Annotated in this window: 12 protein-coding genes and 1 pseudogene; 6 read left to right on the top strand and 7 right to left on the bottom strand. The window is 72.3% G+C overall.

Features of this window, described 5'->3' with window-relative positions:
- Positions 1-15 precede the first annotated feature (15 nt).
- Positions 16-159 (bottom strand): hypothetical protein, encoded by a 144-nt coding sequence (locus tag ACHMXE_RS10145; protein ID WP_395345874.1) that lies wholly within the window; start codon positions 157-159, stop codon positions 16-18.
- Here ACHMXE_RS10145 and ACHMXE_RS10140 point away from each other — a divergent pair.
- The 5 genes from ACHMXE_RS10140 to ACHMXE_RS10120 are packed head-to-tail and all read left to right on the top strand — an operon-like array spanning position 145 to position 4,859.
- Positions 145-1,443, top strand: coding sequence for an amidase family protein (locus tag ACHMXE_RS10140; protein ID WP_395347340.1), 1,299 nt, complete (start codon positions 145-147; stop codon positions 1,441-1,443). The genes ACHMXE_RS10145 and ACHMXE_RS10140 overlap by 15 nt on opposite strands.
- On the top strand, positions 1,440-2,300 hold the full coding sequence (locus ACHMXE_RS10135) for an ABC transporter ATP-binding protein (protein ID WP_395345873.1): 861 nt from the start codon (positions 1,440-1,442) through the stop codon (positions 2,298-2,300). Before ACHMXE_RS10140 ends, ACHMXE_RS10135 begins: the two co-directional genes overlap by 4 nt.
- On the top strand, positions 2,297-3,067 hold the full coding sequence (locus ACHMXE_RS10130; RefSeq protein WP_395345872.1) for an ABC transporter permease: 771 nt from the start codon (positions 2,297-2,299) through the stop codon (positions 3,065-3,067). The genes ACHMXE_RS10135 and ACHMXE_RS10130 overlap by 4 nt, the downstream gene beginning before the upstream one ends.
- Before the next feature lie 7 nt (positions 3,068-3,074).
- Complete coding sequence (locus ACHMXE_RS10125; RefSeq protein ID WP_209544389.1) at positions 3,075-3,869, top strand: ABC transporter permease; 795 nt, start codon at positions 3,075-3,077, stop codon at positions 3,867-3,869.
- A 36-nt stretch (positions 3,870-3,905) separates the two neighbouring features.
- A complete protein-coding gene (locus tag ACHMXE_RS10120; protein WP_395345871.1) occupies positions 3,906-4,859 on the top strand; it encodes an ABC transporter substrate-binding protein in 954 nt (317 codons plus the stop codon).
- A 27-nt stretch (positions 4,860-4,886) separates the two neighbouring features.
- Here ACHMXE_RS10120 and ACHMXE_RS10115 read toward each other — a convergent pair whose 3' ends face one another.
- From ACHMXE_RS10115 to ACHMXE_RS10095, 5 genes are all read right to left on the bottom strand, one after another.
- Positions 4,887-6,179 (bottom strand): FAD-dependent oxidoreductase, encoded by a 1,293-nt coding sequence (locus ACHMXE_RS10115; protein ID WP_209544391.1) that lies wholly within the window; start codon positions 6,177-6,179, stop codon positions 4,887-4,889.
- Positions 6,176-7,027 carry a fumarylacetoacetate hydrolase family protein gene (locus tag ACHMXE_RS10110; RefSeq protein WP_395345870.1) on the bottom strand — a complete coding sequence of 284 codons (852 nt, stop codon included), beginning with the start codon at positions 7,025-7,027 and terminating at the stop codon, positions 6,176-6,178. Before ACHMXE_RS10110 ends, ACHMXE_RS10115 begins: the two co-directional genes overlap by 4 nt.
- Positions 7,024-8,655, bottom strand: coding sequence for a bifunctional 3-(3-hydroxy-phenyl)propionate/3-hydroxycinnamic acid hydroxylase (locus ACHMXE_RS10105; RefSeq protein WP_209544395.1), 1,632 nt, complete (start codon positions 8,653-8,655; stop codon positions 7,024-7,026). The genes ACHMXE_RS10110 and ACHMXE_RS10105 overlap by 4 nt, the downstream gene beginning before the upstream one ends.
- A gap of 5 nt (positions 8,656-8,660) precedes the next feature.
- On the bottom strand, positions 8,661-9,020 hold the full coding sequence (locus tag ACHMXE_RS10100) for a VOC family protein (protein ID WP_395345869.1): 360 nt from the start codon (positions 9,018-9,020) through the stop codon (positions 8,661-8,663).
- A gap of 463 nt (positions 9,021-9,483) precedes the next feature.
- A complete protein-coding gene (locus ACHMXE_RS10095; protein ID WP_395345868.1) occupies positions 9,484-10,443 on the bottom strand; it encodes an alpha/beta fold hydrolase in 960 nt (319 codons plus the stop codon).
- A 176-nt stretch (positions 10,444-10,619) separates the two neighbouring features.
- Here ACHMXE_RS10095 and ACHMXE_RS10090 point away from each other — a divergent pair, with 176 nt between their 5' ends.
- Positions 10,620-11,564 (top strand): LysR family transcriptional regulator, encoded by a 945-nt coding sequence (locus tag ACHMXE_RS10090; protein ID WP_208508543.1) that lies wholly within the window; start codon positions 10,620-10,622, stop codon positions 11,562-11,564.
- A 3-nt stretch (positions 11,565-11,567) separates the two neighbouring features.
- Here ACHMXE_RS10090 and ACHMXE_RS10085 read toward each other — a convergent pair.
- Positions 11,568-12,687, bottom strand: a pseudogene (locus ACHMXE_RS10085) (Fic family protein).
- Positions 12,688-12,882 lie beyond the last annotated feature (195 nt).

The raw sequence follows: 12,882 nt of genomic DNA, 5'->3' as shown, positions 1-12,882 counted from the left end.
GCTGCGCGCCGAGGACTACGCGGCGGCGCTGCTGGCGCGCTGCCATGCGGGCGCCGGGCTCAACGCCTTCAGCGCCATCGACGACCAGGCCGTGCTCGCGGCGGCGCGCGAGGCGGACCTGGCGCGCGCGCCGCCGGCCAGCCGCTGGGCCAGCTGCACGGCATTCCGCTGGCGCTCAAGGACAACATCGCGAGCGAGCGGCTGCCCACCACGGCCGGCACCGCGGCACTGGCGGGCGCGCGCGCCACGACCGGTGCGCGCGACGCGGGCGTGGCGGAACGGCTCTATGCCGAAGGCGCGCTGCTGCTCGGCAAGAACACCATGCACGAGCTCGCGATGGGCTGGACCAGCGACAACCCGCACTTCGGCCGGGTCGGCAATCCGCACGCGCCGCAGCGCATCGCCGGCGGCAGCAGCGGCGGCAGCGCCGCGGCGGTCGCCGCATTCATGGTGCCCGCGGCCATCGGCAGCGACACCAACGGCTCGATCCGCATTCCCGCGGCGCTGTGCGGGGTGGCGGGCTTCCGTCCTTCGGTCGGGCGCTATCCCACCGAGGGCGTGGTGCCGCTGTCGCACACGCTCGACACGGTGGGTCCGATCGCGCGCAGCGCGGCCGACCTGGCGCTGCTCGACGCCGTGATGTCGGGCCAGCCGCCGCAGGCGCCGCCGCGCAGCCTCGCGGGCGTGCGCCTCGCGCTCTCGCCGCGCTACTACCTGTCGCGGCTCGAGCCCGAGGTCGAGCGCGCGTTCGAGCGCGCGCGGCGCCGGCTCGCCGCGCACGGCGTGTGCTGGGTCGAGGCCGATGTGCCGGACCTGCACGCGCTCGCCGACGGCATCGCGCCCACGCTGATCGGTCACGAGTCGGCGCGCGCCCTGCCCGACTGGCTGGCGGCACGCACCGGCGGCGTCTCGATGCACCGGCTGATGGCCGAGGCCGGTGCCGACCTGCACGAGGCGCTGCATGCCGCGCAGCAAACCGTGAACAGCTCGGCCGCGCGCGACGGCTACCGGGCCGCGCTGCGGCGGCGCATGGCGCTCGGCGGCGCGCTGCAGCGCTACTTCGCGCAGCACGCGGTGCTTGCGCTCGTGCATCCGGTGGCGCGCGTGGCGGCACCGCTGGCCAGCGCGCCCGAAGCGCGACGTTCGCCGGCACCCGCCGTACCGCTGGCCGCGGGCGGTCTGATGACGGCACGCGAAGCCTTCGGCCAGAACGTCTCGCCCGCGAGCATCGCGGCCCTGCCCAGCGTGGTGCTGCCCGCGGGCTTCACACGCGACGGCCTGCCGGTGGGCATCGCCTTCGATGCGCCGCACGGCAGCGACGCGCGCCTGCTCGCGCTGGCCCAGGCACTGCAGCAGGCGCTGCAACACCCCCCAGAACAGGACGCGCCCGGTGCCAAGCCGGGCAGCGCCGTGCACACCCTCGAACCACAGGCCCTGCCATGAAGAACTTCCAGCTGAGCGCGGTGCGGACCACCGGCACCGCGCCGCCGCCCACGCATTCCACGCCCGATTCACCAAGAGCCGACGGCATCCGGCTCGCCCACGTGGCGCGGCGCTTCGGCAGCGGCGACGCCGCGCTGACCGCGCTGCGCGACATCGAGCTCGAGGTGCGCGCGGGCGAGTTCCTCGCGATCCTCGGCCCCTCGGGCTGCGGCAAGTCGACGCTGCTGCAGATCGTCGCGGGCCTGCTGGCGCCGAGCGCGGGCGAGGTGCTGTTTCGCGGCCGGCCGGTGACCGAGCCGCCCGAGGGCATGGTCTACCTGTTCCAGCAGTACACCAAGTCGCTGCTGCCCTGGCGCAGCGTCGCGGGCAACGTGGCGCTGGCCTTCGAGGCCGACCGCCGCCTCACCCGCCAGCAGGTCCATGCGCGCGCGTCCGAGTACCTGGGCCTGGTCGGTCTCGCGGGCTTCGAGAAGCACTATCCATGGCAGCTCTCGGGCGGCATGCAGCAGCGCGTGGCGATCGCGCGCGCGCTCGCCGCCGAGCCCCGCGTGCTGCTGCTCGACGAGCCCTTCAGCGCGGTCGATGCGCTGACCCGGGTCGAACTGCAGGCGCTGGTGCTCGAGCTGCGGCGCCAACGCGGGCTGACGGTGGTGCTGGTCACGCACGACGTCGACGAGGCCGTGTTCCTGGCCGACCGCATCGCGATCCTCTCGAAGCGGCCGACGGTGGTCGAGGAGATCGTCGAGACCCGCATTCCGCATCCGCGCGACGCCATCGAGACGCGCGAGCTGCCGCGCTTCCTCGAACTGCGGCACACGCTGATGGAACGGCTGCTCGGACGGGAGCCGCGGCCATGAGCCGCGCACGCCTCGTCGAACGCTGGCTGCCCGGCACGCTCGCCGTCGTGGGCGTGCTCGCGGCCTGGGAACTGCTGGGCCGCGGCGGCACGCTGAACCCGGTGCTGCTGCCGGCGCCGTCGGTGGTGCTGGCGACGCTCGTGGACGTGGTGCGCGACGACGCGCTGGCGCAGCCGATCGCGCGCACGCTGGCGCTGATGGCCACCGGCTACCTCATCGCCTGTGCCTGCGGCATCGCGCTCGGTGTCGCGATGGGCCGCAGCGAGACCGTGCATGCGCTGATGGAGCCGCTGGTGGAACTGGTGCGGCCGATTCCGAAGCCTGCGCTGATCCCGCCGCTGTTCCTGTTCCTCGGCATCGGCCTGCAGACCATGCTGTTCATCGTGGTGCTGGCCGCGTTCTTTCCGGTGCTCATCAACACCGTGCAGGGCGTGCGCGGGGTCGACCCGGTGCTGCTGGATACCGCGCGCACGCTGCGGCTGTCGCGCCGGGCGACGGTGCTGCGGGTGGTGCTGCCGGCCGCGCTGCCGATGGTGGCCACCGGCATGCGCGTGAGCCTCGGCCTCGCGCTGACACTGGTGGTGGTGGCCGAGATGCTGGCCGGCGAGAACGGCGTCGGCTTCCTGATCCTCGACATGCAGCGCGCGTTCCAGATCCAGAAGATGTACGCCTGGCTGGTGGTGCTGGCGCTGCTGGGCCTGCTGCTCAACGGCGCCTTCGAATGGGCCGAACGCCGCGCGCTGCCATGGCGCGCCCACCTGTCCTGAGGCCGCCATGACCGCGTCGCACATCTCTTCCTCCCTGCGCGTTCTGCCGCGCCTCGCGCGCGCCGCCTCCGGCATCGCGCTGGTGATCGCGCTGCTGGCGCTGTGGGAAGCCTCGGCCCGCCTCGGCTGGGTCGACAGCCTCAACTGGCCGCCATTCACCGCGGTGCTGGCCGCGCTGCGCGACGGCCTGTGGTCCGGCGAGTTGCCCGCGCTGCTGGGCAATACCCTGGGCTACATGCTGGTCGGCTATGCAGCAGGCAGCGCGGCGGGCATCGCGCTGGGCCTGCTGCTGGGCCTGTCGCCGCTGCTGATGCGCATCTTCAGCCCGCTGGTCGAAACCCTGCGGCCGATCCCGATCTCCGCGATCGTGCCGCCGCTGATCCTGTTCCTCGGCGTGGGCGATGCGCTCAAGATCTTCATCGTCGCCTTCAGCAGCTTCTTTCCGGTGCTGATCAACACCGTGGCCGGGGTGCGCGACGGCAGTCCGGTGCTGCGGCAGACGGCGCGCACCCTGCGCCTGTCGCGCGCCGCCACGCTGCGCAAGCTGGTGCTGCCCGGCGCGCTGCCCGCGATCTTCGCGGGGCTGCGCACCAGCCTGGGCATCGCGCTGGTGGTGGCGATCATCGCGGAGATGGTCGCCGGCGCCAGCGGCATCGGCTACTTCATCGTGCAGGCCCAGTACGCGATGCAGCCCGCGCCCATGTACGCGGCCGTGCTGTGCCTGTCGCTCGCGGGCTATGCGCTCAACCGCGCGATCCTGCGCCTCGAGAAGACCGCGCTGCCCTGGCACGGCCGCGCCTGAAACGCGCTTCCTCTTTCCCTCACTCCGGAGCTCCCCATGAAGAATGCTTTCACCGCATTGGCTTTCGCCTGCGCGTCGCTCTGCGGCGGCGCCTCGCAGGCCGCCGAACTCGCCAAGGTCCGCGTCAACGTGCAGACCATCATCGACTGCGTTCCCGTGATCGTCGCGATCCGGCAGGGCTACTTCGCGCAGGAAGGGCTGGAGGTCGACACCAGCACCTCGGCCGGCGGCGCCGTCGGCATTCCCGGCCTGGTGGGCGGGGCCTACGACATCGCGCAGAGCAACACGGTGTCGGGCCTGCTGGCCTTCCACCAGGGACTGGACGTGCAGGCGATCGCACCGGGCGCCAAGATGCAGCCGCAGGCCCCCACCACCGAGATGGTGGGCCGCAAGGGCGAAACGTTCAGGAGCGGCGCCGACCTCGAGGGCAAGTCGATCGGCGTCAACAACCGCAACAGCATCGTGTGGCTCTATGCGCGTGCCTGGGTCAAGGCGCGCGGCGGCGATCCCGCGAAGGTGAATTTCCGCGAGGTGCCGTTCCCGCAGATGGAGGACGCGGTGCGCCGGCGCAACGTCGACGCGGCCTTCATGGTCGAGCCCTTCAAGAGCGCCGCGGCGCGCCATGCCGAACTGGCCGTGGTGGGCTCGCCCTTCAACGAGGTGCAGCCCGGCGCCGACGCGGGCCAGTACCTGACCACCGGCAAGTACGCCGCGCAGCATCCCGAGAACCTGCGCAAGTTCACGCGCGCGCTGCGCCGCGGCATCGACTGGTACAACGCCAACCTGCGTTCGCCCGAGGCGCTGCAGGTGGTGTCGGACTTCACGAAGCTGCCGATGCCGGTGCTGCAGCAGATCAACCTGCCGCCGATGCCCACGCAGATCGAGGTGGCGCAGATCCGCAAGACGGCCGAGCTGATGCGCGACAACGGCATGCTCGCGAAGCTGCCCGACGTGGAGCGCTTCGTGAACGTGCCGGCGGCGGGCAATTGAATGGAAGCCGGGCGGCCCGGTGCCGCTTCAGGCCGCGGGGCCGGGGTCGCGGCGCTCGAGGTTGTCCGCCACCAGGGCCTGCACCTTCGCCACGTCGAGCGCGTGCAGGTCGTCGCCGCCGAGGAAGGCGGCCGCCGCGGCCGCGGCGCCCATCGCCATGCAGGGCCCGATCACGCGGATCGCGCCGAGCGCGAAGGGCTCGGCATCGACGCAGCGGCCGGCCGCGACCAGGTTGCGCAGATCGCGCGCGACCATGGCGCCCAGCGGAATCCAGGTGATGTGCTCGTCGCCGAAGGTCTCCCAGTGCACGCCCTCCTCGCGGCCATGGAACTCGATCGGCCAGGCGCAGCGGCCGATGGCGTCGGGCAACCGTTCGCCGCTGCGCACCTGCGCGGTCGACAGCGTGCGCAGCGCCGCGATGCCGCGCGTCTGCCGCACGCCAGGCTGGCCCACCGACTGGATGCGCGCGCCGCCGAAGGCCTGCGGGAACTCGCCGCGCAGGAAGGCCATGACGCGGTCGATCTCGCTGCGCGCCTCGAGCGCCACGCGCGACATCGCCACGGCATCGAGCGGGGTCTGGAAATGCGTGAGGTTGACCAGGCACAGGTCGCGGCCCGGAAACTCGAAGACGAAGCCGTCGCGCCGCGCGAGCCCGTAGCGCGGCGCGGCCTGCTCGAGGCGCTCGATCACGGCGGCGCGCGTGGGCACGGGCCGGCCCAGCCCGGCGATCGAGAACATGCGGGTGCCATACACGGGCAGCTCGGCCTGCTGCAAGGTGGCGCCGGCCAGCGCGCCGAGCGCGGCATCGCCGCTGGCATCGACGAAGCAGCGCGCCGTCACCGACAGCGGCCCATGGCGGGTCCAGGCATCGATGCGCCGCAGCCGATCGCCTTCGCGCTGCGCCTCGGCCAGCACCGCGCCGAGCACCACCTCCACGCCCGCGGCGCGCAGGTGCCTGGCATAGCTGCCGGCGAGCTCGTGCTCGTCGTACAGCCCCACGAAGCTGCGCCGGCCGGGGCGCCATGCGAGCGCGCCGGCCGCCTGCAGGTCCGCCAGCACGTCGGCCGCGAAGCCGTAGCTCAGCTGGTAGGGTGCATCGCCCATCGAGAAGAAACCGCAGAGCGTGCCGATCAAGCCGTTGACCGACTGTCCGCCGATCTGCGCGAGGCTGTCCACCAGCACCACGCGCAAGCCGAGCCGGCCCGCCTCCACCGCCGCGGAGACACCGGCGGCGCCGGCGCCGACCACGCAGAGGTCGGCCTCGAGCACGCGCCGCGCCGGCCGGCCCGGCACCGATTCGATGCGCCGCGGCTCCTTCATGCGGCCTCCTTCGCGCAGCGGTTGCGCAGCACGCCGACATGGCCGATCTCGACTTCCACCTCGTCGCCTTCGGCCAGCCACAGCGGCGGTTGGCGCTTCGCACCCACGCCGCCCGGCGTGCCCGTGACGACCACGTCGCCGGGCTGCAGCGTCATGAAGGTCGACACGTAAGCCAGCAGCCGGGGCACCGGGAAGATCATGCGGTCGGTGGACGACTGCTGCAGCGCGCGGCCGTTCACGCGCGTCTCGACGGAAACGACGCGGTCGACCGGCAGTTCGTCGAGCGTCACCAGCGCCGGGCCGAAGGCGCCGGTATGCGGGAAGTTCTTGCCGGGCCCGAATTGATGCGTGTGGTTCTGCCAGTCGCGCACGCTCGCGTCGTTGAAGCAGCTCACGCCGGCGACGTGTGCCCAGGCCTCGTGCTCGGCGATGCGGCGGCCGGCCTTGCCGATCACCAGCGCGAGCTCGCCCTCGTAGTCGAACTGCGACGACTCGCGCGGAATGACGAGCGGCGCGCCGTGCGCCTGCAGCGATTCGGCGATGCGCAGGAACACCGTCGGATGCGGCGCGACCGGACGCGCGGTCTCGGCGCGGTGTTCCTCGTAGTTGAGGCCGATGCAGACGATGGTGCCCGGATCGGGCAGCACCGGCAGCAGCGCGACCTGGTCGAAGCGCAGGTCGGGCGCCTCCGCACGCAGGGCGGCGGCCCGCGCGAGCGCATCGGCCGCGATCAAGGCCTTGAGCGTGGGCCATTCGGGCGCGAAGCGGCGACCGAGGTCGAGCAGGCCGCCGGAAACCTCGAGGCCGTAGGAGGCACTGCCTTCGATGCTGTAGCTGAAGAATTTCATGGAGTGCTTTCGATGGAGTTCAGGAAAAGGGGTGCCCGTGCCGATGCCGCGCCGAGTTCGCCGATGGGCACCACGCGCGACCAGTAGCGGTCGGGCCGCAGCACCAGGGCCTCGGCCTGCAGCGCGTCGAGGAAGCCATCGAGCGCGCCGCTGCCGTCGCGCGCCTGCGCCAGTTCGGGGTTCGCCGCGAACGACAGGAAATCCTCGCGCGCGCGGCGCAGCGCGACCACGCGCAACGGCACGCCGGGCGGTGCCAGCGAGCGGGCGCGGGCGCGGAAGGCCGGCGAATCCCAGCCGATCACCGCGAAGCCGGTGCCGAGCAGGTCGTCGAGCCGGCACAGCGAGCGGTCGGGCAGATCGACCATCGGCTGCGGCAGCAGTTCGGGACGGCAGGCCGGCCGGTCGAGCGGCTGGTGCAGTTCGAACCAGCCGTCGCGCAACCGCGGCCTGGGCTTGAAGCGCAGCTGCAGCACGTAGTCGCGCAGCGGCGGCATCAGGCAGGCGACACGCAGCAGCGTCTGCATCGCGGCCGCACCCGCGCGGCTCTTGGGCTGCATGAAGGCGCCGATGCGCAGTGCCATGCGAATCAGCGCCTGCGCATGCGGGCGGCGCTCGGTCTCGTAGCTGTCGACCAGTTCCTCGGGCAGGCCCCAGCGCGTGACGGCCGCGAGCTTCCATGCGAGGTTGGCGGCATCGCGCAGCCCGCTGTTGAGGCCCTGGCCCGCGAACGGCGGCGTGAGGTGCGCGGCATCGCCGGCCAGCAGCACACGGCCGTGGCGCCAGCGTTCGGCCACGCGCGCATGGAAGGTATAGACCGCCTTGCGCACCAGCGGCAGCGCGCGGTCTTCGGGATGGCGCGCGGCCATCCAGCCGCGAAAACGCGCTTCGTCGAGCGCGAAGGCATCGTCCTCGCCCGGATGCAGCATGAATTCGTAGCGCAGCGTGCCGTGCGGTCCGGGCAGCCGGATCGCGGGGCGCAGCGGATCGCAGAAGGTCTGGGTATGGCGCAGGCTGCTGGTGCGCTCGGCCAGGTCGACGATGAGCCAGCGCTCGGCATGGGTGTCGCCCTGCAGCCGGATGCCGCAGAGCTCGCGCACGCGGCTGCGCGCGCCGTCGCAGCCGACCAGCCAGCGCGCCTCGACGCGCAGCTCGCCCGCGGGGCCGCGCACCCGGCAGCGCACGCCGCCGCCGTCGCCCTCGTCATCGAAGGACTCGAGCGCGTGGCCGAACAGCACGCGCGCATCGTCCGCGAAGCGCGCGAGGCCCTCGCACAGCGTGCGCTCCAGCCGCGGCTGGTTGAAGGCATTGCGCTTCGGGTAACCGTACTCCTGGCGCGTCGGCTGGATGCTCGCGAAGGGCTTGCCGCGCCAGGAAAAGTACTGCACGCCATAGCCGAGCACCAGGTCGCGCACCACCGCGTCGGCAAGGCCGGCCGACTGCAGCGTGCGCAGGCTCTCGTCGTCGAGCGTCACGGCGCGCGGCTCGCGCACGGTGGCCTGGTTGCGCTCGATCACGAGCGTGCGCACGCCATGGCCGGCCAGCAGGTTCGCGAGCATCAGGCCCACGGGGCCGGCGCCGACGATCAGCACGTCGGCGCGCAGGGTTGGGGAGTCGTTGGAAGTCCGCACGCCGCTCAGCTCCGCATGATCGCCATGCCCCAGCGGTTCAGCGTGCTCGGGTGGTGCGGCCAGAGGCCGGGCTCGCGGTCCTCGGGGCAGGACTCGAGGTCGCAGGAGATCTCGGCCAGATTGCCGTCGGGATCGGCCACCATGAAGAAGGTGTCGTTGCCCGGCCCGTGCCGACCCACGCCCCAGACCAGCGCGATGCGCTCGCCCGCCATGTGGTCGGCCCAGTCGCGCAGCCGCTCCCAGTCGCTGGTCTCGCAGGAGAAATGGTCGAAGCGCACTTGCGGCGCATGGAAGATCGCGAGCGCATGGTGCTCGTGGTCGGTGCGCAGGAAGGCGGCGCGCAGCACGCCTTCGGCATCGCGCACGAAATCGGAGACGACGAAGCCCAGTTCGTCGGCATAGAAGCGCGCAAGGCGCTCGGGGGTCGGGGGTGCGCACCGCGTAGTGCTGCAGCCGCGCCTCGGCGCGATCGCCGGGCGACGAGGCCGGTGCCGGTCCGGCGATGAAGCACAGCCGCCGGCCCTCGGGATCGTCGAGCAGGAGCCGTGGTCCCGGCGCGCCCGTCTCCTCGAAGCGCGCGAAGGCGCGGCCCGTGAAGCGCCCGGCATAGGCGCGCAGCGCGGCCTCGTCGGCGAAGCGGAAGCGGCTTTGCGCGAGCTGGTTGGGCGCGCCCTCGCGCAGCGCCAGCACGCGCTGCGGCGCCACGCAGCGCAGCCCGTTCCCGCCCGCGGGCTGCGTCTCGGCAGCGCAGGGCGCGCGCGTAGAAATCGGCCGCCAGCGCGGGCTGGGGCGTGGTCAGTTCGATCGCGTCGAGCACGGCACCGAGCGTCATTCGCGGTGCTCCCTCGCGGCCGACGCGGCGATGCCGAGCAGCAGGTCCGCCAGCGCCCGCGGTGCCGTGAGGAAGGGCGAATGCCCGCTGTCGAGTTCGTGCACGCGCGTGCGGTGGGCGGGCACGAACGCGTCGGCATCGGCGATGAAGCGGCGCGCGAGCGACGGCGGCACCGCGTTGTCGCGCAGGCAGAGCAGGTAGTGGCGCTCGATCGCGCCCCAGCGGCGCGCGCTCAGAGCGATCGGCGTGGTCATGGGTGCGAACGGCATGTCGGGCGACAGCAGGTGCAGCGTCGCCGCCGCGTCGGCATCGGTGGCGTCGTTGTAGAAGGCGTCGCGCAAGGCGGCCCGGTAGGCGCCACCGGTGGCGAGCGGGTCGATGCGGAACGCGCCCGTGGTGGCCGGGTCGCCGAGCAGCACGGGGTTCACGCGCGCGGAGGCCGCTTCGGGCAGACCGAAGTACGCGCCGATCGGCACGCCGGGCCCGGGCATGTTGCCGGCGATGTAGACCAGCGCCGCGATCTTCTCGCTCGCGCGCTCGCCCACCGCATGGAGCACGATGCCGCCCATGCTGTGGCCCGCGAGCACCACGCGTCGATGGCCAGCGGCGCGCAGGGCGTCGATGGTGGCGATCACGCTGTCGGCGTAGTCGCCCAGGCCGACGCCCGCGAGCGGCGAGCGCTCGGCGAGGAAAGCGGCCTCCTGGCCGGGCCGGCCGTAGCTGGCGGGAAAGCGCGCGCCGAGCCCGTGGCCCGGCAGGTCGCGCGCCACGGCCACGGCGCCGCCGGCCGTGAGCAGCGGCAGCAGGCGCTCGTAGCACCAGGCGCCGTGCCAGCCGCCGTGCACGAGGACGATGGCGGTTCTTTCGTGGCGAGTCGTGCCGGCGACCGGGCCGCCGGCCATGGCCACCGAAGCGGCGGCGGCCTTGAACAGGTGTCGTTTGAAGATGTCGGGCATGGTGTGTCGAAGGGTTCGGGCAAGTGTTGATTTGCCCCGCCCCTGCGTCAAACCACCGGCCCGATTCCTGAGAATTGCGTTTTGCAATAGGCGCGGGACGCGCGGCGGGCAACCATCGCCGCATGCCCGAGCGCCGCGCCCAGCCCCTTCCGTCCTCCGACCGATCGCACACGCCCATGTCCAAGCTCGACCTCGAATGGCTCTCGGTGTTCGACCGGGTCTACGAGACCCGCAGCGTCTCGCGCGCCGCGGAGCATCTCGGCATCGCGCAGGCGACGGCCAGCATCGCGCTGAACAAGCTGCGCGCGCATTTCGACGACAAGCTGTTCACGCGCACGCCCTCGGGCATGCAGCCCACCGCCCGCGCGAGCGAGATCCTGCCCTCGATCCGCAAGGTGCTCGAGCTGCTCGAGCAGACCCAGAGCGAGCGCATCGCTTTCGACCCGCAGGCCTCGGCGCGCGTCTTCCGCGTCGGCATGACCGACATCCGCCAGGTGGTGATGCTGCCGCTGCTGGTGAACCGGCTCAAGCAGATCGCGCCCGCGGTGCGCATCGAGGCCGAGACGATCTCGAGCGACAGTCCGCGGCTGATGGAGGAAGGCCGGCTCGAGCTCGCGATCGGCTACATGCCGCAGCTCGAGGCCGGCTTCTTCCAGCGCACGCTGCTCGACGAGGGCTTCGTCTGCCTGGTGTCGGAGCGCCATCCGCGCATCCGCCAGCGCATCGACAAGCGCGCCTTCCTCGCCGAGAGCCACATCCTCGTCACGATGTCGGGCACCGGTCCGTCGATCGTCGAGCGCACCCTCGCGGCGCTGAAGATCAAGCCCGGCATCGGGCTGCGCGTGCCGAGCTTCCTCGGCGTGTCGCGCATCGTCGCCGAGACCGAGTTGCTGGTGGTGGTGCCGCGCAGCCTCGGCGAGGCCTTCGCGGAAAGCGAGAAGCTGCGCGTGCTCGAATCGCCGATCGCGTTCCCGCCCTACTCGGTGCGGCTGCACTGGCACGAGCGCCAGCATGCGGATCCGGGCAACGTGTGGCTGCGGCAGCTGGTGGCGCAGATGTTCGCGCGCGACGAGCGGCTGCCGGCCACGGCGAGCGGGAAACGGGCCGCGGGTGCGCGTTGAGGCTCAGGCGTCCATCAGCTCGTAACCGGTACTGCGCCCACCCCCCGCCGACTTCTTCAGCACCCCCAGCGCCAGCAACTGCGTGATGTCGCGCAGCGCCGTATCCGGCGAACACTTCGCGATGGCGGCCCACTTGCTGCTGGTGAGCTTGCCTTCGAAGCCGTCGAGCAGGCGGTTGAGCAGCTTCGCCTGGCGCTCGTTCATCGGCGTGCCGGCCCAGCGCTGCCAGAAGCGCGCCTTGGCCAGCACGCCGTCGAGCGTGAGCTGCGCGCTGGCGGTGGCCCGGCCCAGCGTGCCGAGGAACCAGGCCAGCCATGCGGTGACGTCGAGCGAATCCTTCTGCGTGCGCTCGAGGATGTCGTAGTAGGCCTTGCGCTCGCGCTGGATCTGCGCCGACAGGCTGTAGAAGCGCTGCCCCGCGCCATCGGCGCGGGCGAGGAACAGGTCGCCGACGGCGCGCGCGATGCGGCCATTGCCATCGTCGAAAGGATGCAGGGTGACGAACCACAGGTGCGCCAGGCCCGCCTTGAGGAGGGCGGGTTCGTCCGTCTCGCGGTTGGCCCAGGCCAGGAAAGCGTCCACCTGCGCGGGCAGCGTGTCCGCCGGCGGCGCCTCGAAGTGGACCTTGCGCCGGTTCACCGGGGCCCGAGACGACCTGCATCGGACCGGCCGCGTCGTCGCGCCAGCGGCCCACGGCGATCTTCGACAGGCCCGAGTAGCCGGTCGGGAACAGCGCCGCGTGCCAGCCGAACAGGCGCTCGGCGGTCAAGGGCTCGCCGCTGCGCGCGCTCGCGTCGAGCACCATCTCGACCACGCCTTCCACATGCCGGTCCACGGGCGCCAGCGCGCCGATGTCCAGCCCGAGCCGACGCGCGATGGACGACCGGACCGAGGCCACGTCGAGCAGCTCGCCCTCGATCTCGCTGGTCTTGACCACGTCGTCGGTCAGCGCCGCCAGGCTGGCCTGGTCGCGCAGCGCGAGCCCCACGTCGGCCAGTCGGCCCAGCAAGGTGCCCTGCGAGCGGCTGACATCGGCCAGGGGCTGGACCAGGGCCGACAGGTCGTAGCGCCATCGCGGCCAGTCGCCGGCCTGCCAGATGTAGAGGTTTTCTCCGCTATCCATGCGGAGATTAGACGCCGGATTCGCCGCGGTGGCAACTTATTCACCGCAGAATGTGCGGCGAATTGGCCGCGCAATCTCCGCGCCGGAGCCCGGGAATGGGCTCGAAACCGCCTGCCTCTGGAAGACTCCCGAACCGTTCGTCGGCCACCCGTGGCAACCAGGCCACGCCCCGGCCCACCCACCGAAGTCCGTAGG

It is taken from the genome of Variovorax sp. UC122_21, assembly GCF_044056785.1.
Lineage (GTDB): Bacteria > Pseudomonadota > Gammaproteobacteria > Burkholderiales > Burkholderiaceae_C > Variovorax.
The sequence above is the reverse complement of the archived record's forward strand: the minus strand, read 5'-3'. Positions and strand labels throughout refer to the sequence as shown.

Excerpts from the sequence above, each read along its gene's own strand:
- ACHMXE_RS10125 (WP_209544389.1), top strand. The coding sequence starts at position 3,075 with ATGACCGCGTCGCACATCTCTTCCTCCCTGCGCGTTCTGCCGCGCCTC.
- ACHMXE_RS10135 (WP_395345873.1), top strand. The coding sequence starts at position 1,440 with ATGAAGAACTTCCAGCTGAGCGCGGTGCGGACCACCGGCACCGCGCCG.
- ACHMXE_RS10130 (WP_395345872.1), top strand. The coding sequence starts at position 2,297 with ATGAGCCGCGCACGCCTCGTCGAACGCTGGCTGCCCGGCACGCTCGCC.
- ACHMXE_RS10095 (WP_395345868.1), bottom strand. The coding sequence starts at position 10,443 with ATGCCCGACATCTTCAAACGACACCTGTTCAAGGCCGCCGCCGCTTCG.
- ACHMXE_RS10090 (WP_208508543.1), top strand. The coding sequence starts at position 10,620 with ATGTCCAAGCTCGACCTCGAATGGCTCTCGGTGTTCGACCGGGTCTAC.
- ACHMXE_RS10120 (WP_395345871.1), top strand. The coding sequence starts at position 3,906 with ATGAAGAATGCTTTCACCGCATTGGCTTTCGCCTGCGCGTCGCTCTGC.
- ACHMXE_RS10115 (WP_209544391.1), bottom strand. The coding sequence starts at position 6,179 with ATGAAGGAGCCGCGGCGCATCGAATCGGTGCCGGGCCGGCCGGCGCGG.
- ACHMXE_RS10110 (WP_395345870.1), bottom strand. The coding sequence starts at position 7,027 with ATGAAATTCTTCAGCTACAGCATCGAAGGCAGTGCCTCCTACGGCCTC.